This window comes from Arthrobacter sp. zg.Y820 (assembly GCF_030125555.1).
In the GTDB taxonomy this organism is placed as follows: domain Bacteria; phylum Actinomycetota; class Actinomycetes; order Actinomycetales; family Micrococcaceae; genus Arthrobacter_B.
On record NZ_JASKLX010000012.1, the window covers coordinates 60,046 to 85,839 of the forward strand.

At 68.1% G+C, this 25,794-nt stretch carries 16 protein-coding genes; 12 read left to right on the forward strand and 4 right to left on the reverse strand.

Translation table 11 applies throughout. The features are described from left to right. Nucleotides 1-10 precede the first annotated feature (10 nt). From QNN99_RS14150 to QNN99_RS14180, 7 genes are all read left to right on the forward strand, one after another. Nucleotides 11-2,731 carry an AAA family ATPase gene (locus QNN99_RS14150; protein WP_229967205.1) on the forward strand — a complete coding sequence of 907 codons (2,721 nt, stop codon included), beginning with the start codon at nt 11-13 and terminating at the stop codon, nt 2,729-2,731. A gap of 369 nt (nt 2,732-3,100) precedes the next feature. Continuing rightward, nucleotides 3,101-5,956: a helix-turn-helix transcriptional regulator gene (locus QNN99_RS14155; RefSeq protein WP_229967207.1), complete on the forward strand. Its 2,856-nt coding sequence runs from the start codon at nt 3,101-3,103 to the stop codon at nt 5,954-5,956. Beyond that, nucleotides 5,953-8,721 carry a LuxR family transcriptional regulator gene (locus tag QNN99_RS14160; RefSeq protein WP_229967209.1) on the forward strand — a complete coding sequence of 923 codons (2,769 nt, stop codon included), beginning with the start codon at nt 5,953-5,955 and terminating at the stop codon, nt 8,719-8,721. Before QNN99_RS14155 ends, QNN99_RS14160 begins: the two co-directional genes overlap by 4 nt. A gap of 470 nt (nt 8,722-9,191) precedes the next feature. Next, nucleotides 9,192-10,727: a sugar transferase gene (locus QNN99_RS14165; protein WP_229967211.1), complete on the forward strand. Its 1,536-nt coding sequence runs from the start codon at nt 9,192-9,194 to the stop codon at nt 10,725-10,727. 49 nt (nt 10,728-10,776) lie between these two features. Continuing rightward, nucleotides 10,777-11,748 carry an NAD-dependent epimerase/dehydratase family protein gene (locus QNN99_RS14170; protein WP_229967213.1) on the forward strand — a complete coding sequence of 324 codons (972 nt, stop codon included), beginning with the start codon at nt 10,777-10,779 and terminating at the stop codon, nt 11,746-11,748. Nucleotides 11,749-11,750: 2 nt separating this feature from the next. Further along, the gene (locus QNN99_RS14175; RefSeq protein WP_229967215.1) at nt 11,751-13,049 is read left to right on the forward strand and encodes a glycosyltransferase family 4 protein; all 1,299 of its coding nucleotides are present in this window, start codon (nt 11,751-11,753) and stop codon (nt 13,047-13,049) included. Next, nucleotides 13,049-13,723, forward strand: a complete 675-nt coding sequence (locus tag QNN99_RS14180) for an LbetaH domain-containing protein (protein WP_229967216.1) — start codon at nt 13,049-13,051, stop codon at nt 13,721-13,723. Before QNN99_RS14175 ends, QNN99_RS14180 begins: the two co-directional genes overlap by 1 nt. A 20-nt stretch (nt 13,724-13,743) precedes the next feature. On the opposite strand, the gene QNN99_RS14185 is transcribed toward QNN99_RS14180, so the two are convergent. Beyond that, nucleotides 13,744-14,523, reverse strand: a complete 780-nt coding sequence (locus tag QNN99_RS14185) for an SGNH/GDSL hydrolase family protein (protein WP_229967218.1) — start codon at nt 14,521-14,523, stop codon at nt 13,744-13,746. Nucleotides 14,524-14,625: 102 nt separating this feature from the next. Between QNN99_RS14185 and QNN99_RS14190 the strand changes: the two genes are divergently transcribed. From QNN99_RS14190 to QNN99_RS14210, 5 genes are read left to right on the forward strand one after another with little or no spacing between them, the layout of a single operon-like run. Next, entirely contained in the window at nt 14,626-15,462 is an 837-nt protein-coding gene (locus QNN99_RS14190) for a glycosyltransferase family 2 protein (RefSeq protein ID WP_229967220.1), read from the forward strand. Further along, nucleotides 15,455-16,672, forward strand: a complete 1,218-nt coding sequence (locus tag QNN99_RS14195; protein ID WP_229967221.1) for a glycosyltransferase family 4 protein — start codon at nt 15,455-15,457, stop codon at nt 16,670-16,672. The genes QNN99_RS14190 and QNN99_RS14195 overlap by 8 nt, the downstream gene beginning before the upstream one ends. Then, nucleotides 16,669-18,138 carry an O-antigen polymerase gene (locus QNN99_RS14200; RefSeq protein WP_229967224.1) on the forward strand — a complete coding sequence of 490 codons (1,470 nt, stop codon included), beginning with the start codon at nt 16,669-16,671 and terminating at the stop codon, nt 18,136-18,138. Before QNN99_RS14195 ends, QNN99_RS14200 begins: the two co-directional genes overlap by 4 nt. Beyond that, entirely contained in the window at nt 18,135-18,959 is an 825-nt protein-coding gene (locus tag QNN99_RS14205; RefSeq protein WP_229967227.1) for a CDP-alcohol phosphatidyltransferase family protein, read from the forward strand. Before QNN99_RS14200 ends, QNN99_RS14205 begins: the two co-directional genes overlap by 4 nt. Further along, the gene (locus QNN99_RS14210; protein WP_229967229.1) at nt 18,960-20,195 is read left to right on the forward strand and encodes an MATE family efflux transporter; all 1,236 of its coding nucleotides are present in this window, start codon (nt 18,960-18,962) and stop codon (nt 20,193-20,195) included. A gap of 105 nt (nt 20,196-20,300) precedes the next feature. Here QNN99_RS14210 and QNN99_RS14215 read toward each other — a convergent pair whose 3' ends face one another. From QNN99_RS14215 to QNN99_RS14225, 3 genes are all read right to left on the reverse strand, one after another. Beyond that, nucleotides 20,301-21,758, reverse strand: a complete 1,458-nt coding sequence (locus QNN99_RS14215; RefSeq protein WP_331461787.1) for a tyrosine-protein kinase domain-containing protein — start codon at nt 21,756-21,758, stop codon at nt 20,301-20,303. Between the two features lie 62 nt (nt 21,759-21,820). Next, the gene (locus tag QNN99_RS14220) at nt 21,821-22,570 is read right to left on the reverse strand and encodes a hypothetical protein (protein WP_229967230.1); all 750 of its coding nucleotides are present in this window, start codon (nt 22,568-22,570) and stop codon (nt 21,821-21,823) included. Between the two features lie 63 nt (nt 22,571-22,633). Next, nucleotides 22,634-25,717 carry a CBM96 family carbohydrate-binding protein gene (locus QNN99_RS14225; protein WP_229967231.1) on the reverse strand — a complete coding sequence of 1,028 codons (3,084 nt, stop codon included), beginning with the start codon at nt 25,715-25,717 and terminating at the stop codon, nt 22,634-22,636. Nucleotides 25,718-25,794 lie beyond the last annotated feature (77 nt).

Here is a 25,794-nt window from a genome sequence, read left to right on the forward strand (position 1 = left end):
AAGGTCCCCGATGAGTACGCTTCAACATCCCAGCCCGCCCACCGGGCCTGCAGACGCCCGCAGCAGCGCGGCGCCGGCTGTTTCTCCGAACCCGGAACGGGCAACCGCACCGGTGCAGCGGCAGCTCCTCAGTGATGCGCGCGATGCCGCGCGCGGCGTGGTCACGGCTTCGCTCGACGGCCGCGGGGCGGTCATCCTGGGCGCGCCGGGCATTGGCAAAACCACCCTCGCCCGGGAAGCCGCGGAACGCTACGGCGGATTCCAGGTACAACTGCGCGGCAGCAACCTCTCGGCCCAGACACCATACGGCGCGTTGGCCTGGCTGCTCAGTGATCTGCCCGCGGCGGAACTCGCCAACCCGGTCCAGGTGCTGCGTGCACTGGAAGCCCTGCTGCTCCGGCAGGCGGCCGGACGGCGGATCATCATGGTGATCGACAACGCCGAGGAGATCGATGAACTGGCTGTGCTGGTGACCTCGGAGCTCTGCCGGCGGGGAACCGTGGCCCTCCTGCTGATCTGCGGTGACCTGATCCGGTGCCATCAGGAATATGTCCGGCTGTGGACGGACGGATCCTTGAAGCGGCTCGACCTGGCACCCCTTGACCCGGTGCGGACCGGGGAACTGCTGGCCAAGACCGCCGGCGGACCGCTGACCACCAGGGCGCGGCAGATGCTGTGGCAGCAGAGCAGGGGAAATCCCCTGCTGGCCTCGCTGCTCTGCCGGGACCACATCGCGGCCAAGTCCCTGGTGCACCGGCGCGGCTTTTGGACCTGGGTCGGCCCGCCCGTGCACACGGGTGAGCTGCTGGAACGCGTGGAAGCGGTGCTGCGCCGCTTCACCGGCGAGGAACGGCGCGCGGTGGAAATACTGGCCCTCTGCCGCGAACTGCCGCTGGCAACTGTCCTGCAGCTCGTCCCCGCCCACACCCTGGACTCCCTCGAAGAAGGATCGGTGGTCACCATCAATGGGGGACATGGCCAGCCCGTCCGGCTGGCCTGGCATCTCCAGCCGGCCACGATCGCGGCCAGGATTCCCTTCGGCCGCAGCCGGGACCTGTGGTCCGAGATGACGCGGGTTGTTGATTTGACCGCCCTCACGGCAGCCACCGCCGCCGGTTTGGCCGACTGGTCCCTCTCCGTGGGAATCGCACCGGAGGGGCCGAGCGCCCTCGCTGCCGCGCGCTGGGCCAACGAAACGGGTGACACCGACGCGGCACTGCGGTATGCGCGTGCCGTCGTCGCCCCGCGGCCCCTTGCCGTTCTGCTGGAGGAAGCGGATGCGCTGAGGGCCGAGGGCAAGCACACGCAGGCGCATCGGGTTCTTGCCGCAGCGGAAACCGGGCGCGCCGGCAACCCGGACGATGCGCCGGCGGAACTGCGCCTGAGGCTCCTGATCGGCCGTGCCCTTGCGGCGGCCCGCACGCCGGGTTGCTGGGACAATCCGGAGCTGCTGCTGGAACGGGCCGAACGGCTGCTGCCCGAAGACACGGGGGCGCAGCCCGGTCCCACGCTGGAGGTCACGCTGGCGCGGGCCGAGCTCCTGTCCCTTGCCGGCCGGTTCAGCAAAATGCCGGCGTCCCTGGCCGACGACTTCGCCGATCCGGCCGTGCCGGCGGCCCGCCGGCTGTGGGCCGGAATCCGCTGCGCCCAGCAGAGTGCTGCCGCCGGCCGGTTTGCTGAAGCGGCATCGCTGGCGGGCCAGGTGCGAAACAGACTGGCGGCCGGCATCCAGGCCGACGTCCGCACCCGGGAGCAGCTGTTCCACCACCTCTTTTTCCTGCTGATTCAGTGCGGTGAGCTGGGGGCTGCGCAAGCCATGACCTCCGCAGCTGCGGATCCCGGAAACAGCTCCGGGCTGTGCACGCCCACCGGCACTGAACTTCCCCTGGGGCTGGTGCACGCCTACGCCGGGCGCTGCGATGTGGCACTGGAGTTTCTCCAGCCGGCGCTGGCGCAGCTTGAATCCCATGATCCGGATGGCATGCTGCCCCTCGCCGCCGCAGCTGCAGCCTACTGCGGCCTGCTCAAGCGGGAGACAGGCAGTGCTGCGGACCTGCAATCGCCCCCGGAAGCTCACGATCACACCGATCCCGGCACCGAATCAGCCCAGCGGTACTTCCGACTGCTGGCGTCGCGGGCTTACTCACCGCCAGCGGCAGCGGATGAGCTTTATCTCTTTGCCTCGGACGCGCTGAAGGCCGGGGACGTCCCGAGCGCACTCCTCGGGTTCTCGGCGGCGGCGGTCAGCGGGCACCGGGCGGCCGCGCAGGATCTTGCCGCGGCGGCCGACGCCGCGGACGGAGCGCCGGCCGACATGTACGCCCACCTTGCAGCCGGCCTGTTGAACGACGACGTTCCGGCCCTGATCATGGCCGCTGAAGCGGCGCTAAGGCAGCGGAACAGCCTCCTGGGCCACGCCGCTGCGCAGGCCGCCCGCGAGCTGGCCGACGGCGGCAGCAACCGGGCGCTGCTGCGGCGGGCGCGGCAGCTGGAGTATCGGTCCTTTCGGACACTGTCGCCGAGAAACAGTGTCGAGCACGGGCTGTCGCAGCTGGGAGACTTCGAGCGGGATCTGGCGCTGCGGGCCGCAGCAGGTGAAACCAGTGCCGATCTGGGTCGGCGGTTCCACCTGTCGGCGCGGACCGTGGACTGGCACCTGGGCCGCGTATTCGCCCGGCTGCACGTTGTGGGCAGGACCGATCTGCAGAACGTACTGACGAAGCGGGAATGATCAGCTCCGCTGGCCGCCTGCACGCGCAAAGCCGCTCCGGCACCTAGGACCGGGTAATCCGATACGTCCTAACCGAGTAATTTCCGCACGGAAACGGAACGAAACCTGAGTAGTGCGTCCGTGCCGCTGGTGAGTGCTACTCGTGTTCCTACTCTGAGGGGCTCCTACTCTTGCGGCAGACATTGAACACGAGCCTTGCCCTGCGGGAACTCCGCGAGGTCAGGGCCGCCGGCAGAATTGGGTCTCACCGTGCACAACAGCATTCACCAGTCCTATGTTCGTCATTCCTCCGGTCCGGCACCAGACACAGCCGGACCGGCTTCCTTTGCGCAGCTTCCCCGGCCCGACGGTGCGCCCCGGGAAGACACCATGCGGGAAGACCAGGCAGCTCCGCCGCGCTTTGTCGGCCGGGCCGCGGTGACCGCGACCATCCTTGATCGGCTGGCCGCCGGCGGGGGAGCCGGCTGCATCCTCGTGGGTGAGCCGGGCAGCGGCAAGACCGCCCTGATCCACCACGTGCTGCGGCACTGCAGCTCGGACACCTACGTGGTCCATGTGCGCGGATCAGCCTTCTCCGGGCGCACCCCCTTTGGCGCCCTGACCTTTCTCCTGTCGGAACTGGAACCGGACGTCTCCTCGCACCCGGTGCTGATCCTGCGCGGACTGACCCGCCTGATCCAGGAGCGTGCCCAGGGCCGCGCCGTCCTGCTGGCCGTGGACAACGGAGAAGACCTGGACGAGTTCTCCGCCATGGCCCTCAGCCAGATGGTCCTGAGCCGGACGGCGGGGCTGCTGGCCTGCTTCCGTGACTTCAGCAAGGCGCCGGCGGAGTTCACCGGCCTGTGGCGCGAAGGCATCCTTTCCCGGGTGGACCTGGAGCCCCTGGACCTGGCGGAAACCGCCGAGCTGTTGGCGGCCGAACTTGATGCTCCCGTCTCCGGTGCCGCCGTTGCGGATCTGCAGCGGTTTACCGGCGGCAACCCGCACCTGCTGACCCTGGCCTGCCAGGACTACCGCGATTCCGGCCGGTTGCGCCGCTCCGGAGCGGTCTGGGTGTTGGAACTGAACCAACCCGCACCGGCGGGGCGCGTGGCCGAGGTCGTCCTGGGACGGCTGGCGTCGCTGACCGAGCGGCAGACGGCGCTGGTGCGCACCGTGGCGCTGGCGGACTCAATGCCGCTGGCCGCGGCCCTGCACGACGTGGAACCCGGAGAAGTGGACACGCTCCAGGAACAGGGGATCCTCGCCGTCGACCGGCAGAGTGTTCCGCGTGTGCGGATCCGGGATGCGGTGCTGGCGGGCGCCGTCCGCCTCTCCCTTGATGCCACCGAGCGCAGGCGGCTCCTGCACCGGCTGCGGTCCGCCGTTGCGGTGTCACCGCAGGAGAACGGTGCGGCAGGTGCCAAGGGGACACCGGAGAGCGACGACGTCGATCCGGCGGCGGGCGTGCTGGATCCGGCGAGCCTGGCGCTGTGGCGCCTGGACGGCGGCGAGTCGTTGACTCCCGGCGCGGCAGTGGCGGCCGCCCGCGCTGCCAACGAGGCGGGCGATCCGGCGGGCGCCATCCGCTTCCTTTCCGCCCGGGTGGATTTTGGGCGGAGCGCTGAAGCCGTGTTGGAGCTGGTGGCCGCCCGGATGACACTGGGCGAATACGGCGCGGCCATGGCAGCGCTCAGCGGCTACCGAAACCGCGGGCAGGAGGCCACGCCGCTGGAGGAGGTGCGGCTGCTGCTCGCGGAAAACCGGGTGCTGTGCATGGCCGCCACAGGGGCCCTGTCCGGTGGACTTCCGGCCGGAGCCCTGCCTGCCGGCGCCGCGAAAAAGCATGACGAGCTGCTGCGGCAGGCCGAACAACGGGTGGCGGAACTCGCTGCGGCGGGGACGATCAGCAGGGCGGACACCGCCGTGCTGGACCGCGGCATGATCCTGGCCAGGGCGGAGTGCAACTCGACCCACGGGCGGTTCCTGGAGAATGCCGCCTATCTGGCTCCGGTGCACGCCGGTGCGTCGGGGCGGGACAAGGGATTCCGGGTGCTGATCGGTTCCTGGCTGTGTGAGGCGCTGGGGATGACGGACCGGCAGGATGACGCCGTCGAGCTGGCCCAGGAGGTTGAGCGGCTCCTGGCGGAGCCGGACGTCAGCCCCGGCGACAGGAGCTCGTCGTTTGCGCGGATCATCCACGTCTACCTGGCTATCGGCGCCCTGCAGGACGCCACCCGGCTCCTGGCCCAGCAGCAGGCGCACGGGCAGCCCACCCTGTTCCCCGGGATGTTCGGCGAACTGGGCGAGGGGCTGCTGCACGCCTTTGCCGGGGATCCGGAGCAGGCGTTGCGCTGCCTGGTTCCCGCCGTCGCGCAGCTTCGGCTCGGAGGCCCGGAATCGATGATCCCGCTCGCCGCGGCGGCCGCGGCCTACTGCCATGCGCTGCAGACGGACCGCTTGGGAGCGGAGATGTACCTGAAGCTGGGCGCCAAGGCAGCCGACGGCGGCCCCTGGTCGGTGCGCCGCGGCGCCCGGCACTTTGCCGCCCTCGCCGACGCAGCCCTGGCCGGTTCCGTCCCGTATGCCGCCGGCACAGGTTCCGGGGGTGGCGGTTCCGCCGGCGCCCGCACCACGAGGTCTCCGCAAACGGCGGCCCGGCGCTTCATCGATCTGGCTGCCCATGACCACCGGCGCGGTGCGTACTCCTACGAACTGCTCTCCCTGCTCAGCGCCGTCCGGCTGGGAGACCTGGAGAACTTGGACCGGGTCCTCTCGGTGGCAGCCCATCAGCAGGGACCGTTTGCCAGGATTTGTGAGACCTATGCCAAGGGGGCCGGCAGCTTTGATGCCCAGCTGTTGATCCAGGCGGCGGAAATGGCGGAGGCCAACGGCCAGGTGCTGTTCGCCCGGGAAGCGTCCGAACGCGCGTTGGCGGTGGCATCGGGTGCGGGGGACCGGGCCACGGTGCGGTTCATCCACCGCAGCCGGCGCGGCACTGCAACCCCGGGAGCCGTCGAGGGAACGGACTCCGCAGGTGATTACCTCAGCGCGCTGACGTCGCGGGAACGGTCGATCGCCCGGATGGCTGCCGCCGGGACAAGTAACAAGGCCATCGCCGCTGAGCTGAACATCTCGGTGCGGACCGTGGAAGGACACCTGTACCAGGTGTATTCCAAGCTCCATGTGGGGAGCCGGCGGGAGCTGGCCAAGATCATCGCCGACAAGTCAGGGGAACGAAAATGATGGGCAGCACCGGTACCGGCGAGCGCAGTAAGCCCGCCCTGTTGCTCGGCCGGGACAAGGAAGTGCAGGAGATCACCGCCCGGCTGCTTGAACCCGGACTGCGCGGCGCCGTGATTATCGGAGCCGGGGGCATGGGCAAATCGGCGCTCGCCGACCACGTGCTGGAACGGCTGGACGGCATCGTGAGCGCTTCGTTCATCCACGGGAGCCCCGTCCTGTCCCGCATGCCGTACGGTGTGCTGTCGCCCTACCTTGAAGCTGCCGGCCCCGAGGACATGGAGTCGCCGCTGGCGGTCCTGCGCACGATCCGCCGCTACTTCCGCCGGCTCACCGAGACGGGCAGCCCGCAGCCGCTGCTGGTGATTGATGATGCCCAGTACCTGGACGAGGCGAGCTGCCACATCCTGACGCAGCTGGCGATGTCCGGCGAGCTGCGGCTGCTGGTGCTGACGCGTCCCCGCGCACACCATATCCACGAACTCCTCTCGCTGGCCCGCGACGGTTTGCTGGCCCGCATTGATCTTGGTCCGCTGTCGGCGGAAGCGGTTCACGAAGTGTGCCAGGGGGTCCTCGGCGGTCCGGTGCTGAGGGCCACCTCGGCACTGCTCGGCGCGGCATCCGGGGGCAATCCGCAGTTCCTGAAGGCGCTGCTCGCCCAGTCCCGCCGGCACGGCCAGCTGGCCGAAGGCAACGGTGCCTGGTTCCTGCGCAGCGAGCCCGACGGCATGGACGCCTCAGTGGTGGACCTGGTCAAGGGACAGCTTGCGAGCCGGACACCCGCGGAGCGTGAAGTACTGGAAACCCTGGCATTGGCGCAGCTGCTGCCCCGTTCCGTCCTCTCCGCCGTCAGCGGGCCCGCCCCGGTCCACGCCCTGCTGGCTGACGGCGCCCTGCAGCCCGGTACGGGACGGGCCGAACTGCTCGGCCTGCCTCAGCCGCTGCACGCCGAAGTCATCCGGTCCCTGGTACCCGCTGTCCGCAGCGCTGCCCTTCGGGCTCGGGTGCTCAGCGCGCTGGACAGCGAACAGGCGCGCGGGGCAACGTTCCCCGCGGATGACGCGGGCTGGCTCCGCCGCATGGAATGGGGTCTGGACTGCGGTGACACGGTGACGGACGAGGAGCTGGTTCGAGCCGCAAGAATGGCCAACGACGCCGCCCGGCCTGCGCTGGCGGTCCGTTTCGGAGCCGCCGTGCGCAGCGACCGGCACCTGCTTTCGGCGCGGGTGGAAACGGCTTCCGCCAGTGTTCAGGCCGGTGATTTGGCCCGCGCACATGTCCTGCTGGAAGGCATTCTGGAACCCGGACAACCAACCCTGGCGGCGGACCAGGAAACCCTGGAACGTGCGGTGCTGGCGACGGCCCACCTGTATTTCCGCTCCGGGAAATCCGGAGCCGAGATGACTGATCTCGCCGATGCGTGGTGCGCCGCGTCCGAAGAACTTTCCGCCCGAAACGGGGGCAGCGGAGAACTTCCCGAAGCGGCTGCCGCAGGGGTTGAACTGCTGCGCACCATGGCCCTGATGGTGGACGGAAACTACCCTGCCGCACTGGCCCGGCTTACCGGCCCGGCCGTCCACCGGATGCCGGCGGACTCCGGCGCAGATCCCCGGTGGGCCGTGGCGTTCCACTGTCTGCTGGCCGAACTGCTGGTGTCGGCGGGCGGGATCAGCAGCGCCCTGGAGCATTCCGGTGCCGCCCTTGAACTTATCGGGCGCCACGGCGGACCCCTCAATGCCGCGTGCGGAGGAGCACTGGTGCGTCACGCGCAGGGGTTGCTGCACGGGGGCCGTTTTGCTGACCTCGAGCAGCTCCTGGAGGCAGTCCTGGAGGGCCCAGCGCATCACCTGATCACATACGGCGGCACCATGGGGGTTTTTGAGGGCGCGGTGGAGATTCACCAGGGCAGGCTGCGGGAAGGCCTGGAACGCCTGCATCCGGCCGTGGAAGCCCTCAGGGTGTCCGACCCGCAAATGCTCCTGCCCTACGCCCTGGGACTGGCCGGCTACGCGTCCACGGTGGTCGGGGACCAGAACCAGACGGCCCGCTACGCCAAGGAGCTCCGCAGCCTCAGTTGCTCCGGCCCGCGGCCGCTGTGGCTGGTGGGTCAGGCCTACGCTGCTGCGGCCCTGGTGTCGTCTGAATCCGACGGCAGCGTTCAGCAGCTGGCCGAGATCGCCGAGCAGGCGCGCGCCGAGGGATTCCTGGCGGCCGAAATGGACATCCTCGAGCTGTGCCTGGCCGTGGGCGACCTTCGCCAGGCTCCCCGGATGCTGGAGGTCAGCGCGGCCTGCGAGGGAGGGGCAGCGCAGGCCCTGCACGCCTACGCGGGCGCCATAACGTCCGGAAGCCCGGACCGCATGGTGGCAGCCGCCGACGAAGCCGTCCGGCATCGGAAGTACCTGATTGCGGTGGAGAGCATCGGCCACGCCATCCGCTTTTACGGCGAGCACGGCAATCTGCGCCGGCAACGCGCCCTGATCCAGCAGCTGCGCCGGCGTCGCGGGGAGCTCGCCGGAGTCACCGTGTCGTATCTGAGTCCGTCCCTCCACCTGGTCCGGCTGACGCGGCGTGAGCATGAGATCGTCGAGCTGCTGCTCTCCGGCGCCAGCACCAAGGACGTGGCGGCTCATTTCACCCTCTCGCAGCGGACGGTGGAGGGCCATGTCTACCGGATCTACGTGAAGTTGGGGATCAGCCGGCGGGCCGACCTCGAAGCGGCCTACCTGGCGCTGGAGCCGGGGGCCAGCTCGTCGGCCCGCCACTGACGGGCAGCCCGGCCGGCAAGCTATGGAGCCGGCCCGGCGGCACAGTGGGCCCCGGTTTGATGAAGACCGGCCCAAACGTTGACTCAACGTTTGGGCCGGTTTTTTTGCGTGCCGGAGCACTGCAAAAGGGGCGGCTCCAAGTAGTGGCAGGTAAATCTCCCGCAAAGGGAGAAGTCGGGTCGGGGAGTCGAGTACGCATTACTCGTGCTGCACTTTGCCGCCGCTTCTAATGTCGTTTTTGTTGATTGATTGTTGCGAACTAAAGCGGGTTCCAAATGCAGGTTTGTGCGGTATTCCCAGAACGGAATTATCCGGCGCAAACCACGGCCCGCTTCGCAGCCAGTCATCCGGCGCCCCAGGCGCCGGCCCCCCGACCGGGGTCGACGGCGTCGAAGCCTCTTGAGACCAAGGCTTCCCCCCAGCCGTCGTCGGCCCCTTCGGAAGCCTCCAAATCATAGGGAGGGTCCCTGATGACCGAAGTCAAAGATGCCCCAGCCCGGCTCGATCTGACGCTGCCCGTTCCCTTCACTTTCCCCGACTACAAAAGCTTCACGCCCGTGCGGCGGCGGCTGGCCAGTGACAGCGTGCGGGAGACCAACCGCTACCGCAAAATCCTGCTGGCCTTTGATCTGGCAGTGGTGACCTCTGCCGTGGCGGTGGCTCATCTGACGCGGTTCGGAGTGGAAACGCAGTACATGTCCGGCGGTGGAAACCTGAACATTCCCTACATCGCCGTCTCCGCCGGCATCTGGGCCGCCTGGGCGGTGTCGCTGGCCATCTACCGGACCCGCGATGCGCGGATTGTCGGCACCGGAGCCGATGAATACCGGCGCGTCACCAGCGCCACAGTGGTGGTGATGGGGCTCATCGCGGTGTTCTGCCTGGCCCTCCAAGTGGATATTGCCCGCGGCTACTTCGCGCTGGCGTTTCCGATCGGGCTGGGCGGTCTCCTGATCTTCCGGTTCCTGCTGCGCCAGTGGCTGGCGGGGCAGCGGAGGAAGGGCCGGTACCTCTCCAAGGTCATCATCCTGGGCAAGCCCAAGGATGTCCGCTACGTGGCCAATCAAATCCAGCGCAGGGACGGCTCCGCCTACCGGGTCATCGGCGCTGCGCTCACCACCCCCGGCGACAAGGAGCTGTGCGTCAACGGGAAGCGGATTCCCGTCGTGGCGGACCGCGACACCGTGGTGGGAGCCGTGCGCCAGCTGCGGGCCGACGCCGTCATCGTCGCCGGCCGCATGAAGGGCGGCAGTTCCTACGTGCAGAAGCTGGGCTGGCAGCTGGAGGAATCCGCCACCCAGCTCATCCTGACCACCGGCCTGACCAACGTGGCAGGACCCCGGATCCACGCCCGTCCCGTAGAGGGCCTGCCCCTGATGCACGTGGAGCTGCCGCAGTACGCGGGCGGCAGGCACATGCTCAAGCGCGGACTGGACATGCTGCTTTCCGGCGGCGCGCTGGTGGCACTGATTCCGGTCTTCGCGGTCCTCGCGGTGCTGATCCGGCGGGACAGCCCGGGCCCGGTGATTTTCCGCCAGGAACGGGTGGGCCGCGGCGGCGAACCCTTCGAGATGCTCAAGTTCCGCTCCATGGTGCAGACGGCCGAGGATGACCTGGCCGGCCTGCTGGACCGCAACGAAGGCTCCGGAGTGCTCTTCAAGATGCAGCATGACCCGCGTGTCACCTCGGTGGGCCGCTGGATGCGGAAGTACTCGCTGGATGAGCTGCCGCAGCTCTGGAACGTCTTCCTGGGGCACATGTCCCTGGTGGGCCCCCGGCCGCCGCTGCCGCGTGAAGTGGCGCAGTACGGCGGCCAGGTGCACCGCCGCCTCTACATCAAGCCCGGCCTGACCGGCATGTGGCAGATCAACGGGCGGTCGGAACTCAACTGGAAGGACGGCGTACGGCTGGACCTGTACTACGTCGAAAACTGGTCGCTCGCCGGCGACCTCATCATTCTCTGGCGCACGGTGCAAATGCTCCGCCGGCCAGTGGGCGCCTACTAGCCCGTCCCTTCCGGCTTCGGCTGGTCTCATCACAAAGAAAGCGGAAACCATGAAAAAATCCCTAGTTACCGGCGCCGGCGGATTCATCGGCGGCCACCTCGTTGCCCGGCTGCTCAGCGACGGCCACGAGGTGCGGGCAGTGGACTGCAAGCCCCTGGACGAGTGGTACCAGATTTCCGAGGGCGCTGAAAACATCCAGGGGGACTGCTCCCTTCTGGAGACGGCGCACGAGGTCAGCCGCGGAATGCAGGATGTGTACAACCTCGCCGCGGACATGGGCGGCATGGGGTTCATTGAGAACAACAAAGCCCTGTGCATGCTCACCGTCCTGACCAGCACGCACATGCTCGTGGCAGCCCGCGACGCCGGAGCGGAACGGTTCTTCTACAGCAGCTCGGCGTGCGTCTATGCGGCCGACCACCAGACGAACGCCGACGTCGTGGCGCTGCGGGAGGAAGACGCCTATCCGGCCCAGCCCGAGGACGGCTACGGCTGGGAGAAGCTGTTCACCGAACGCATGTGCCGGCACTTCCAGGAGGACTACGGCCTGCAGACCCGGGTGGCCCGCTTCCACAACGTGTACGGCCCGGAAGGCACCTGGGAGGGCGGCCGGGAGAAGGCGCCGGCGGCACTGTGCCGCAAGTTCGCCCACGCTTCGCTGACCGGAGAGCTGGACGTGGAAATCTGGGGCGACGGCGAACAGACCCGCAGCTTCATGTACATCGACGACTGCGTCCGCGGCATCCTGGAAATCATGAACGGCGACTCCGCCGAACCGGTGAACCTGGGATCGGCTGAGCTGGTGTCCATCAACCAGATGGCGGACCTGCTGGAGAAGATCTCCGGCACGGTGGTCAACCGCAAGTACAAGCTGGACGCCCCGCAGGGCGTGCGCGGCCGGAACAGCGACAACACGCTGTTCCGGGACACCTACGGCTGGGAACCGTCCATCTCCCTGTATGACGGCCTGGAGCGGACCTACGCCTGGATCCAGGACCAGGTCAAGGCGCAAAGGGTGTAGCCGTGCGCATCCAAATGCATGATTTCTCCGGTCATCCCTTCCAGGCCGAGCTGTCCCGCGAGCTGGCGGCCCGCGGGCACTTTGTGGACCATGTGTACTCGACGCAGTACGGCAGCGGAAAGGGAACGCTGGAACGGACGGCGGCGGATTCGGACCGGCTGACCTTTTCTCCGCTCACCGCGGACACGCCGTTCCAGAAATACAGCGCCATGGGCCGGATCCGGTTCGAACGGTCCTATGCGGTGGCCTGGCAGAAGCACATCCGGGCCACCGCCCCGGACTGCATCGTGGCCTGCAACGTGCCGCTGTTCACCCTGGCCGATTTCCGGCGGGCAGCCGCCCGCCGGAAGCAGCCCTGGCTGCTCTGGCACCAGGACCTCTTCAGCAACGCCATTTCCGAGGAGCTCAGCCGGCGGCTGCCCGGGCCGGCGGCCTTCGCCGGCCGTGCCCTGGTACGCCGCATGGAGGCGAAGGTGGTGCGCTCAGCCACGCAGGTGGTGGCGATCGGTGAGGAGTTCCGCCAGGCGTACCGGCTCTGGGGTCTGGCCACGGACCACGTCACAGTCATCCCCAACTGGGCGCCGCTGGATGAGATCACACCGCGTCCGCGGGAAAACGCCTGGTCGGCGCGGCATCTGCCGGCCGGGCCGGAACTGCGGCTGCTGTACGCAGGAACCCTGGGCCGCAAGCACAATCCGCTGCTGCTGGCCGGGCTGCTGCGGTCGGCGCTGGCTGCGGGCCTGCCTGCACGGCTGGTCGTGGCCTCGGAAGGGGACGGGATCGAGATGCTGCGGGAGGACGTCGGCCGTGAACCGGAGCTTCCGGTCACGCTGCTGCCGTTCCAGCCGGCGGCAGAGCTGCCGGACATGCTGGGCTCCGCTGACGTGTTGGTAACCATCCTGGAACCCGGTGCTTCCCGCTTCTCGATTCCCAGCAAGGTGCTGTCCTCGCTGGCCGCGGGCCGCCCGATCCTTGGGCTGATGCCCGATGACAACCCGGCCGCGGCGGACATTCGGTCTGCGGACGGGTTTGTCGGCCCGCCCACCGACTTCGGAGTTGCCGGGGGCGTGGGATGGCTGCGCCGGCTGCACGGGGATCCGGCTGCGGTCCTTGCCGCGGGCGCAAAGGGACGGGAGCTGGCGGAGAGCAGGTTCGGCATCGGACCCATCACCGACCGCTTCGAAGCGGCGCTTCGGCGCGCGGCTCCCGGACTTCCCGAGCCCGCTGACCTGGACACCTTGCCCCGGCTCCGCCCCGCTCACGCCGCCGCGCCGCGTGGCTTCCTGCGAAAGGTGTCGTGATGCTCAAGCACCAGCCGGACGGGCAGGCACCGGAGACCGGGCCGGCGCCGCAGGACGACGGCGGTGCGCCGCGGCGCCGTCGTCCTCCGGTGATTGACCTTTCCCGGGCACCGGGTGCGGGTGAGGCGTGGGGCCGGCCGCGGGCGGTGGTGTACCTGTGGTCGGCGTGTGAACTGGTCTTCGTCACCAACCCGTGGCAGATCAGTTCGCGCCTGCGCGTGGCAGTGCTGCGGGCCTTTGGCGCGGAGATCGCCGACGGGGTGATCTTCCGTCCGCGGACCCGGGTCAAGTCACCGTGGAAGCTGCATGTCGGGGCGCGTACCTGGATCGGTGAAGGCGTCTGGTTCCACAACCAGGACCACGTTTATGTGGGCGCCGACGTCGTGATTTCCCAGGAGACGTTCCTGACCACCGGCAGCCACCGGGTGCGCAGCGACATGGGGCTGGTCACCAGCCCCATCCGGATTGCGGACGGTGCCTGGATCACGTCCCGCTGCATGGTCCTCGGCGGATCCCTTATCGGGGAGTCGGCCGTCGTGCAGCCCATGACGCTGGTCAAGGGCGAGGTGGGCGCCAACCGCGTGTTTGGCGCTGCGGTGCCGCCCGCGGAACTGGGCTACAGGTTTGCTCCGGAAACAGCTGCCGGTGAAGCCCGTCCGGGGGAGCGGGCATGAGCTTCACCAGGCAGCCGCACTTACTCGGCGGGAACGGTCTCCTGGACCATCTCCTCGAGGACCGGGAAGATCTTCGAGGCCAGGTAGGCATGGCCCTCGTCGGTGGGGTGGATGCCGTCGGCGCCGATGAGTCCTTCATCGGCGTCGGCAAGCCAGCCCTCGGCGAGGGCGTCAATGTAGAGGATGCCTTCGTCGGCCGCCGCCTGCTTCATCTCTGCGTTGTTGGCAGTGATGAAGCTGGGCACGGCTCCGTTGACCCAGATGGGCCCGACCACCACCAGCCTGGCCTGCGGAGCAATGTCATGGATGTCCGAGTAGAGGGACGTCGCTGCGTTGTACATGGCCTCCTTCGTCTGCCGGCCGTCGTTGCGGCTGCCGAACACCACCACCACATCGGCGGTGGGGCGGAGGCGGAGCGTGGCGGCTTCACGAAAGACCAAATCGGTGCTGCCGCGGGCCAGATAGCCCGAGCCGGGCTGGGCCATGACGTTGAGCTCCACCCGGGCGCCCTGATCGTAAAAACGCGAGCCCACTACTTTGGTCCAGTTCTCGGCTCCGTTGCCGCCCTCGGACGAGCCGCCAACGTAAGAGTCGCCCAGGATGTCGATTTGCGGCACCTTTTTTCCCACGGCCGGCGTGGTGCCCGACGGCTGCGGAGCGCCGCTCGCCTCCGTCGACTGGGACATTGCGTAAAAGGTCAGCAGCCCGGCGGCCAGGAGAAGGCCCAAAAATCCAAGGATCTTGGGCCACCGGCGGCGGCTGGAATAGGAGGTTCGGCGATCATCGCGTCGAGTTGACATTCCTAAATGATAACCGAGCGGTCTCGTAGGATGAACGCTTATTCAAAACAATAAAAATACTTGCTTCAGGGGGGAAAGTACGTGAATAAAATACCTGTATCTGTGTTGGTGCAAACAAAAAACGAGGAAAGGGGAATTGCCGGCTGCCTGGCTGCTCTCGAGGAATTTGATGAGGTAATTGTTGTTGATTCCAACAGCACTGACCGCACCGCGGAACTGGCCAAGGAGGCCGGTGCCACGGTCATCAACTTCACCTGGGACGGCAAGTTTCCGCAGAAGAAGCAGTGGCAGCTCACCGAAGTGGACACCCGCAACGAGTGGCTGCTGATGCTGGACGCTGACGAGTTCCCCACACCGGAGCTGGCCCGCGAACTCCGGGCCATTGCCGAGGACCCCGCCGAAATCCGGGTGGCGTTTGACCTGCCGGTGGCCTACCACTTTGCCGGAGTGGGGCTGCAGCATGGTCACCGCGTGGTGAAGCGCTCGTTCCTGCGGCGCGGAATGAACTCCTTCCGCAACATCGACCTGCTCCATCTGCCGGGCATGGGTGAAGTGGAGGCGCACTACCAGCCGGAACCGCGCGGACCGGTGGGCAGGACCACCGCGAAGCTGGTCCACAACGACGTGGATCCGGTCCGGACCTGGTTCGACCGGCACAACCGCTATTCCGACTGGGAAGCCTTCATCCGCACCCATCCCGACATCCGAGGCACCGTCCGCGAGTCCAAGAGCGGGCAGGGGCGCCGGTTCGATGCCCTTCCGCTGAAACCCCTGGTCTTTTTTCTCTACAGCTACGTACTGCGCAGAGGGTTCCTGGACCGCAGGGCCGGCTTTGACTACGCCCTGGCGCTGTCCATGTACTACTGGCAGATCGGGCTGAAGAGCCGGGAAATGCAGCGCGCGCAGGCCGCCGCCGAGCAGGTGCCCGCCCATGGATAACACCGGCGCGAACCCCGCGGGCGCAGAGCGCCGCGGCCTTCGAATCCTGCAGGTCGGCGGGTTGGCCGGCCCCGGAGCCGCGGCCGGCGGTGTCTGGGCCGTTGCCCGGACCCAAAGCGCTGCCCTGACAGGCATCGGCGAACACACCGAACTCGTGGGCGGCTGGCTGGGCGCGGTCCCGGCTGCAGCGGAAACCGCCGGCGGACCGGGCCCGGTTCGGCTGTTCCGGGTCCGGCGGCCGTTCCCCGGGGCACGTCTGCGCGGGCTGGTGAGCCTGCGCCTGCCCCGCTATGTGGCGGCCGGCGCCGCGTCGGCGGATGTGGTCCAGGTTCATCTGTGCCGCGACTTCATCACCACAGCGGCCACCCTGCTGCTCGGCCGGGGGAACACCCCGGTGATTGCACAGTCCCACGGCATGCTGGCGCCGTCGCGCTCGTTGCCCGTCCGAATGTACGACGCCGTCATCACACGCCGGCTGGTGCGCATTCCGCGGCTCTGGCTGACGCTGACCGAGGACGAGGAACGCGGCCTGCAGCATCTGGGCGTTGATCCGGCCCGGATGCGCCGCGTGGTTAATGCCACCGCCGAGTCCGGGAGCGCCTGGGCGGATCCGGAGCCGCAGGTGTTCCTGTTCGCTGCCCGGCTGGCCGCCCGCAAGCAGCCGGCAGTGTTCGTCCAGGCAGCGTTGGACGCGCTTGACCGTGGACTGGACGCCCGCTTCATTCTTGCCGGACCGGACCAGGGGGAGACCGCTCGCGTCCGCGCCCTGATCGCCGCGTCCGCGCACGCCGAACGTTTCGAGCTGCCGGGGGAGCTGTCTCCTGCGCAGGTGCAAAGCGCCATGGCAGAATGCACGGCATATGTGTTGCCAGCGCTAAAGGAGCCGTATCCAATGTCAGTGATCGAGGCAGCCGCCGCAGGAACACCGCTGATCGTGACGTCCGAATGCGGACTCGCGGCCGACCTCTATGAAGCGGATGCCGCCGTGCTGCCGGAGCCAACGGCCGAGGCTTTCTGTGAGGCCATGCTGAAACTGGGCGCCGATTCGGGCCGGCGGGCTGAACTGGGATCGAACGCACGCCTGCTGCACCGGCGGCTGTGGTCCGCCCAGCGTCTGGCCGAGGATCTCCGCGGGCTTTACCTGGAGGCCATGGGAGCGGCGGCAGCGGCCGCGCCCGCCGAAACCGTCCGGCAGGGAGCCCGGTCATGAGCACGAAACAGGTGCCTCCGCTGACCCCGCCCCTGCCGGTCCCGTACAACGGCCGCGGAGCCGAACAGCGCACCGGAGTCCGCACCGCCGTCGCACTGGTGGCCTTTCTGCTGTTCGCTGTGGTCTTTCCGCTGGAGGTCCGCGGCGCCAGCGCCATCCTCTTCAGCAACAGCGACTTCCTGATCCGGTACGCCGTGGCGCTCTATGCCTCCGTGAAGCTTGCGCTGCTGCTGTGGCAAGGCGACATCCGGCCCGTCGCCGGGGTGTTTTGGATTTTCGTCTACACCGGCATGGGCCTGGCACCGCTGGCCCAGCTGGCCACCGGCCGTTCCACGGCCCTGGCCATTCAGGTCGGCGACCGCGAGCTGACCATGGCCAGCCTGCTCACGCTGCTGGGATGTGTCTGCTTTGACGTGGCCTATCATCTGAAGCTGCGCCGGCGGGGCGGTGCCTCACCGCAGCTGCGCTTCCGGACGCTGCGCAGCATGGACGTGCTGCGGATCTTCTCGGTGGCTGCCGTGGTGGCGGCCCTGGTGTACATCATCCAGGTGGGCGGTCTGTCGGTGTTTTTCCTCAGCCGTCAGGAAACCAGCCAGGCACTGGATGAGATCAGTCCCGACAGCGGGCAGGCCCTGCGCGCCATCATTTCCGCTGCCGGTTCGGTTGGCTGCCTGACGGCGCTGATCTTTTACCTGCACGTCTGGCGCACCCGGGACGTTGCCCTGGCAGCGGTGGACGGCCTCCTGGTGGCTGCGCTGGCGGTGATGAACATTGTGGTCAACAACCCCGTCTCCAATTCCCGGTACTGGACGCTGGCAGTGGTCTTTGGCCTGCTGCTGCCCCTGATCCGCGGCCGGAAGGGAATGTTCAACGCGGCGGTGGCCGGCGGGGTGATCGCATCCATCGTCATTTTTCCGCTGTCCGACATTACCCGGCGGGCGGCCGGAACGGGTGCGCCGCTCAGCAGCGAGTCCGTGTGGATCACCATCGCCACCAAGGACTACGACCAATTCACGATGTTCGCCAACACCCTGGCCTACACCGCGGACCACGGTTTGTCGTGGGGGATGCAGGCCCTGGGCCCGGTGCTCTTCTGGGTACCCCGCGTCATCTGGCCCGACAAACCGCTGGACACCGGCGTCGAGGTGGGCCAGTGGATGAACAGCATCAACGTCAACCTGTCGGCGCCCCTGTGGGCCGAAGCCTGGATCAACTTCGGGCTGCCGGGCCTGATCCTGGTGTTCGCCGCACTGGGCCTGCTGGCCCGGCGGCTGGACTCCGGATTCCGGGCCGAAATCCTGAGCAAGGGTTCGGTCGGATACCTGGGCATTTCCATCTTCGCCGGATACCTGTTCATTCTGCTGCGCGGGTCGCTGCTGCAGTCCATGGGCCGGTTGATGATCCTGGTACTTTCAGTCCTGATCCTGACCGCTGTGACAAACCGCCGAGAAAGGCTGCAGCCATGAGTCAGACCCTGCCGCAAACACCCCGAGCCACCTTCCAAGAGTCCTTCAACCAGCTCAAGCAGGCGCAGAAAACCCGCAAGGGCGTGCCGCTGTATCTGCTGTACGTCAACCGGCCCGCCGGCCGTGCCGTGGCGGCAGCGCTGCGCCACAGCGGCCTGACGCCCAACCACGTCACCCTGGCCGGCGCGGTGCTGACCTACGGCTCGCTCGTGTGGCTTGCCTTCGGAGCTTCGGCGAACCTTTCATCGGCTTTGGTCGGTGTCCTCCTGGCCCTGGGCTACATCCTGGACTCGGCCGACGGACAGCTGGCCCGCCTGCAGGGCGCCAGTTCCGCCTTCGGGGAGTGGCTCGACCATGCCCTGGACAACGGCCGCATCACCGTGATGCACATTGCCGCCTTCTGCTTCCTCGCCCGCACCACCGACTACGACCACATCCTCCTGGCCGCAGCCTGCGGACTGTTCCTGCTGTCCAGCTCCTGCATCTTCTTTGGCGGCGCGCTGCTGGACCAGCTGCGGAAGAACGCCAAGGCGTTGGCCGCACCGGAAGCGCCGGTGTCGGCGTCATCGGCGTCGGCGTCATCGGCGTCGGCGCCCGGCGCACAGCCGGGGGCAGCCGCCGAGCGGGCCAACAACCGGCGCCTGCTGCGGCGGTCGGTGCTGACCCTGCCGGTGGACTACGGCATGACCTGCCTGGCGTTTCTGCTGCTGCCCTGGCCGCAGGTGTTCCTGGTCGCCTACCTGGTGCTGGCGGCAGCACACGTGCTGATGTGTGCGGCCTTCCTGCCGAAGTGGCGCTCCGAGCTCCTGGCGCTGGGTTAGGTGGGCGGATTCCGCCGGCTGGTCACCTTCGCGGACCAAGGCGTTTCCAGCGTCTCGAACTTTGTGGCGGTGGCTGTAGCGGCCAACGTGGCCACCGCCGCGGATTTCGGCCAGTTCTCCCTGGCCTACGCCGGCCTGCTGCTGTTTCTGGGCGGGCAGCGGGCCCTGGTGGGCGAGACACTCCTGGTGCGCTATTCCCAAACCGGCACCCTGACCCGGCAGGTGGCATCAGCGAGCCTGGGCGCCACCGCGCTGGTGGCAGTGCCCACGATCCTGCTGCTGCTGGCCGGGGCGGTCCTCTCGGGTCCCGAAAATGCCCGCCTCTGGCTGGTCATGGCCGCGGTGTCGCCGTTTGTGCTGCTGCAGGACAGCCTCAGGTACCTGTTCATCTGCCAGGGACGTCCGGCACGGGCGCTTTTGATTGACGGCATCTGGGCCGTGGGATCCATTACCGCCATGCTGCTGACCGCCCGGTCCGGCGGCGAGCTGTGGATGGTCCTGGTCTGGTGGGGGATCGGTGCCGCCGTGGCGCTGGCGGTGGGGTTGCTCCTGGCCCGGAGCGTTCCGGCCGTTCCCTCCGGGATCCGCTGGCTGGTCCTGAACCGGGACTTTGCCTTCCGCTATCTTGCCGAATTTGCCACCCTCAACGCTTCCACCTTCGCCGTCCTGTATTTTCTGGTGTTTCCGCTCGGCGCGGCGGGCGTGGGGGCGCTTCGCGCGGCGCAGCTGCTCTTCTCGCCGTTGAACACCGTGTTCGGCGCCATCAAGACGGCCGTGATCCCCGAGCTTGTCCGGACCCGGGGAACCGCAGCGTTCCGCAGCAGGCTGGTCGAGACGTTTGGCATTGTGCTGGTCCTGTCCCTGGGGTGGGGCGCAGCCGTGCTGCTGCTGCCGGCGTCCGCCGGCGAGTTTGTCCTGGGCGAGACCTGGCACAACGCCTCGGAGCTGCGCTGGCCGTACGCGGTGCAGTACCTGGCGATGGTGCCCTACACGGTTCTTTTGGCCTACTTCCGGGCCGCTCAGGCCAACCGGCTGTCGACCCTGATGCGCGGCGTCCTCGCGGCGCTGACGCTCGCGCTGCCGCTGGCCCTGGCGCTGGGCGGATCGGCGGCGGCGTCGGCCTGGGGATTCACCGGCGCCGTGGCCGTGGCAGCGGTCTGCGGCCTGCTGGCCGTCCGTGCCGGCCGCAGCCGTTCCGCAAGGGCTGCGGCAACCGCACTCGAACCGGTGGAGTAGCCCCGGGCAAACAAAAAGCCTTCCGGATGGTGTGCCTTGGCAAGCTGCACACCATCCGGAAGGCTTTTGCGTCTTCGGTGAAACCCCCGCCGCTGCGGGGAGACGTTATCTCTTGCTCAGTGCCCGGGTGTCCTCGCTGTCCCGGACAATGGCGGCTTCGGCTTCGGCCACCGGAGAGGCGGCGCCGCCGTCGTTGTCCCGCACCACCGGCAGCGGCGTGACGCCGTAGTCGGAGAGGTAGGCGGTGTTGGCGTCGGGGCCGGTGCGCGGAATGCGGTTGAGGACCACGCCCACAACGTTGGCGTTCACCAGGCTCAGCTGCTCAACCGCCTTGGAGAGGTTGTGCTGGCTGACCCGGGTGGCTCCGACCACCAGCAGGATGCCGTCGGTGTGGCGCGTCAGGATCGGTGCATCGGCCACCGGCAGCACCGGAGGAGCGTCCAGAATAACCATGTCGTACTCGGCTTCCAGTTCCTCGATCAGGTTCTGCATGGTCTCGGATCCGAGCAGCTCGGTGGGATTGGGCGGCAGCGGTCCGGAGGTCAGCACCGACAGGCCGCCGGAGCCCCAGTGCTGGGTGGCTTCGGCCAGGGTGGTGCGGCCAATCAGCACGGTGGTCAGGCCGACGCCGCCTTCCAGTCCGGTGGCGTTGGCCACCGACGGAAGCCGGAGATCGGCGTCAACCAAGATGACCCGCTGTCCGCTTTGGGCGATGCTCAGCGCCAGGTTCAGCGCCACGGTGCTCTTGCCCTCACCGGCCTGCGATGACGTCACCACCAGGGACTTCATCTGCTGGCTGACGGCGACAAACTCCAGATTGGTCCGCAGCTGGCGGAAGGCATCGGTTCCGGAGCCGCCGAGAATCGTCGGCCGGCTGGTTTGCCGCGGCGCCGTGGATTCGGTAATCCCGCCGAGCAGGGGCAGCGGGGTGGACTTGCGCAGATCAGCCTCGGTGCGCACGTGCCGGTCCAGGACATGGCGGAGAATCGCCACCACCAGCCCGAGGGCGAGACCATACAACAGTCCCAGTGCCAGGTTCAGCGGTATCTTCGGGCTGGAAGCAGCCGACGGCGGTTCGGCGGTGTCCACCGACGTGAGCCGCATCGGAGACGGCAGTCCGTTGGTGGGCCGCTCCAGATCAGCCACGGAGGAAATCAGGCTGGCCACCACGCCGTTGGCGATGTCAGCGGCGCGCTGGGCGGAGGAGTCAGCCACCTCAATGTCGATGAGGACGGTGTTGCGGGAAGTGGTCGGTTTGATCTTGGTGGCCAGCTCCTGCGGCGACATATCCAGCTCGAGGCTGTCGATGACGGGATTCAGGACCTGCGGCTTGGTCACCAGTTCCACGTAGGACTGCACCCGGTTCAGCGAAAAAGCGCTGCCCTGCTGGAGTTCGACGGTGGTTTCGCCGTTCTGCGTGGAGACGAACAGGCTGCTGGTTGCGGTATAGGTTTTGGGCATAAGAACAGAAATGACGCCCGCGGTAATAAGGCCGATGAGTGCAAATGAGACTATGAGCATCCAATTGCGGCGAAGGATCAGTATTTGTTCGCGCATATCCATTGGTTACCCCTTCCCTTGGATAGGCAGATGAATTGAGCAGAAAAAGAAGCTGGACCCGGAAATCATGAACGGAACCATGAATAGCACTGTTCCGATTCCACGCGTGCAGCGTCAGCGCCGATGGTCACCGGCGCGGACCCGTCATGAGACCCGAGCAGTTCCCCGGAGCCGGCATAAACAAGAAGGGAGCAGCCCTCGGGCAGCCCGTAGGCATGGTAGGTTCCCGGTTCAATCGAGGGCTCCTCGGCATGCGGAGCGGCCCCGCCGACCGAGAAGATGCCGTCCGGGAAACCCCGTCCGGCCGCCTCCAGCTCGGGCAGGAGCTCGGGGCAGAGGGCGGCGATCGCATCGGCGGTGTCCTGGGCCGGGCTCATGATCAGCTCGCTGAGCACCGACTCGGCGTCCACGGCCTTGGCGCTGAGCAGCTGGTCGCAGCGTTCCTGGCCCACCTGCAGCACGGCGTTGGGATCAGTGCCTTCCGGAACCTTGTCCTGCAGGTATTGCTCCTGCGTGGGCTCGAAGGTGGGTTCCGGCGCCGGCTGGGGGGACTGCACCACCGATTCCGGTGCCGCCGTCGCGCCTTCCCCCGTGTCTTCCCCCGCCGGGCTTTCAGATGCGCCGGCAGCCGGGGCGGAGGTCCCTGCGGTTCCCGGAGCGGCGGACGGCGTCGGCGTGCGGGAGGCGGAAGAGGAGGACGATGCTGACGGCGGAGCCGCTTCGGGAGAAGGGTCTGAGGAACTGCATCCTGTTGCCGCACCCAGCAGCGGCAACAGCAGCAGTCCCAGGGCCGATCGTTTGAGACCAGTATTCATGGAGTGCGCTTTCTTTCGGTTGTGAACGTGCAGAACGTTGCCGCCCCTCCTCAGGGGCGGAGGCTAGGGGCCGAAGACCAGGGTCAGGACCGGACGGCGGGTGGAGGACGCTTCCTTGGTGTGGAACCAGGCGTTGTCGGTTCCGGCGCTGGTAATGCCCAGATCAATGGATCCGGACAACATGGCCGACACGGCGGCCGGGTCCAGGTCCACCGTGTAGGCGGTGTTGGTGGCCGTCGGCGAAATGCTGCCCAGCACCGAGGTGCCCAGCGCCGGCCGGGTGTTGTAGGTGGTGGCCGCTTCCGTCCAGCTGCCCGTGACCGGCTGCACCGAATGCGGGTCAGTGGAGTTGCTGAAGGATTCGGACGTGGTGTAGACCCGCAGCGTGGCCGACGTCAGCCGCATCCCCGCCGGCACTGTGGTGCCGGGGGCGAACCGCAGGTACGAGGTGTAGGCCAGCGAGCCGCGCGAGGCCATGGACACCGCTGAGCCGTGAACTCCGTTGGGAGCGCCCTGGTTGACGTAGGTGTCGGCGGTGGGGGACAGGGACAGCGTGACCGGCTCAACCGGCGGTGCGCCGGCCACCGTGGCGTTCACCTGGGCGGAAGCCGCCCCGGCGTTGCCGGCGGCATCGACGGCCGCCACCCGGTAGTAGTAGGTGCCCGGGGCCAGATCCGCGTCGCTGACGGAGAGGACGGAACCGCCCGTGGTGGTCAGCAGATTGGCGGCCGACGGCGTGAAGCCCTCCTCCACCGACCGGTACACCCGGTATCCGGTGACGCCCACATTGTCGGTGGCAGCCTGCCAGCTCAGCGTCGCGGTGCTGTTGCTGACGGCGGCCGCGGCGCCGGTCACCGCAGCCGGCGCGGCGGTGTCGGGCGCCGGCTCCGGCTGGCCGGGAGTTCCCCCGCCGGCAGTGAAGTGCCGGGCCACCTGCGAGGCACTGAGGGCCGAGGGGTAGGCGGAGAACTCATCGATGGACCCGGCCAGATAGTTGCTGGTGGGCCGTCCCGGCCAGTTGTTCAGGCTGTCTCCGCCCACCCGCCAGGAGCCGGTGTAGGTCTGCGCCGCCGGTGTCTGGCTGCTGCCCACGGCGTTGCCGTCAACGTAGAGCGTGAAGCCGGAGGCCGTCTGGGTGGCAACGGCGTGGTGCCAGGCGTTGTCGTTGTAGGCCTGCGCAGTGGTGACGGCAACGGGTGTGTTGGCGGCATCCAGCACACCGAAGGCAAGGGTGCCGCCGGTGGTCATGTACAGGTGTCGGTCAACGGTGCCGCTGGAGTTGCGCGTGCCGTGGCGGTCGGGCTGGCCGGAAGCGAAGCCGAAGATCTTTCCGCCCTGCACGGAGTCCGTCTTGAACCAGGCCTCGGCGCTGTAGGTGGTCGGAGCGGAATACCGCTGCTGGCCGGAAACCTGGTCATCGACGCCGTCAAAGACGGCTGCGGTGCTGCCGGGAACGGCCCCTGCGGTGCCGGCCAGCAGCGGGCCGCCGAAGGTGACGCCCCGGTTGTTGCCCGGTGAACTGTCGGCCGGAGCCTTGGCGGTGCTGTCGTCCAGGCGCCAGTAAGTGGATGCGCCGTCGCCGAGCACGGCGGCCGGGTAGGGCTGTGTGGCTGCGGCAGTGGTGACCGAGACCTGGCCGGAAAGCGCGCTGGTGCTGGTACCGTCGCTGGCCCGGACCCGGTAGGTGTAGGCCGTTCCGGGGGTGGCGGTGGTGTCGGTGAAGGACAGCTGCGGGGTGCTGAACCAGGTGGAGTTTCCGGTCACGGTGCCCAGGGCAGTGCTGCTGCCGTTGCGGTAAACACTGTAGGTGAGCGCTGAGTCGTCGTTGTCCACGCTCTGGGTCCAGCGGACCTGGTTCTGGCCGGCTGCAAAGCTCACGGCGCTGACGTTGGCCGGGGTGCCGGGCGCGGCCGACGCCGGTCCGGGACCGAAGCGGGTCAGGCCCTGCTGGGCGGTGCCGTTGGTGGTGGTGAATTCACCGGCCACCCACAGGACGTCATCGCGGCCGGTACTGGTGATTTCCAGAGCCCGCGGGCCCAGGCCTTCGCCGGTGCCGTCATTGGTGTCGGGACTCCAGCCGAGGAACGGGTACGGATTGTCGATGTCCTGCGCGGAGAGGTGCTTGCGGGTGCCGTCGGCAAAGCCGCCCATGGCGGAGCAGTCGTGTACGTGGTGCCCGGAGTAGAGCACATCCTTGTACGGCAGCACCGCCTGCGTGGCGCCCTGGCAGGTGTCCTTCCAGATCTGCTCGTAGTTGTTGTCCAGGGACAGCCTGGCCCGTCCGTCGAAGGAGCGGCCGCCCATGCCTTCACCGGCGATGTAGAAACTGGTGCCGTCGCTGGTGACGTCCTTGACCACGGCGGAGGCGGGCACATATTCGGCTGCCGGATAGGTGCGCACATTCGCACCGGCGCCGTTGTCCACCACGGCCATGGCCCGTGACGGAGTGCCGTTGACGTTGCTGAAATCACCGGAGATCAGGACCACGTTGCGGCCGGCCGGCACGTCCAGGGCGCGGCCGACGCCGTCGGCCACCGGGGCCCAGGGAAGCAGGCTGCCCGTGGGGCCCACTGCAGCGAACCGGCTGCGGGAGGTGCCGTTGACGGTGGTGAAGTCACCGCCGAAGTAGACGGCGTTGGCGGTGGCGGCGATGGTCCGCACCGTGCTGTTCACCGTGCCGGGCCGGAAGGTGGTGTCCACGGTGCAGCCGGGCAGGTTGATGGCTGCCAGCCGGTTCGCGGTGACGCCGTTGACCGTGGTGAAATTGCCGCCGACGTACAGCTTGCGGCCGTCGGGAGACACGTCCATGGCCCGGACAGTGGCACCGGTTCCACCGCTGAAGGACAGGGCGCAGGAGGTGGGCGTGCCGGTGGAGGCGTCAAAGGCGGCGAAATTGACGGCCGCCCGGGACTGGCTGTTGCCGGCCGCGGTGCCCGGGGGGCGCACCTGGGTGAAGGTGCCGCCCACGTACATCACGCCGTCGGCCTCGGCCATGGCCCAGGCAATGCCGTTGGTTTGCCAGGTGGGCAGGGCGACGGCGGAGAAGGCCACGCCGGGGGACAAGGCGCTTGCCGGAGCGGCAACGCCAATCAGGGTTGCTGCTGCAACAGCCGCAACCGAACATATTGCCGCAATTTTTTTGTGCACGGCTTTACCGCCTCATGAAATGGGGACGGGCCCGCGGCCCGAAACTGAATGGAAGCGTAGCCGCAGCCCACTGCGTG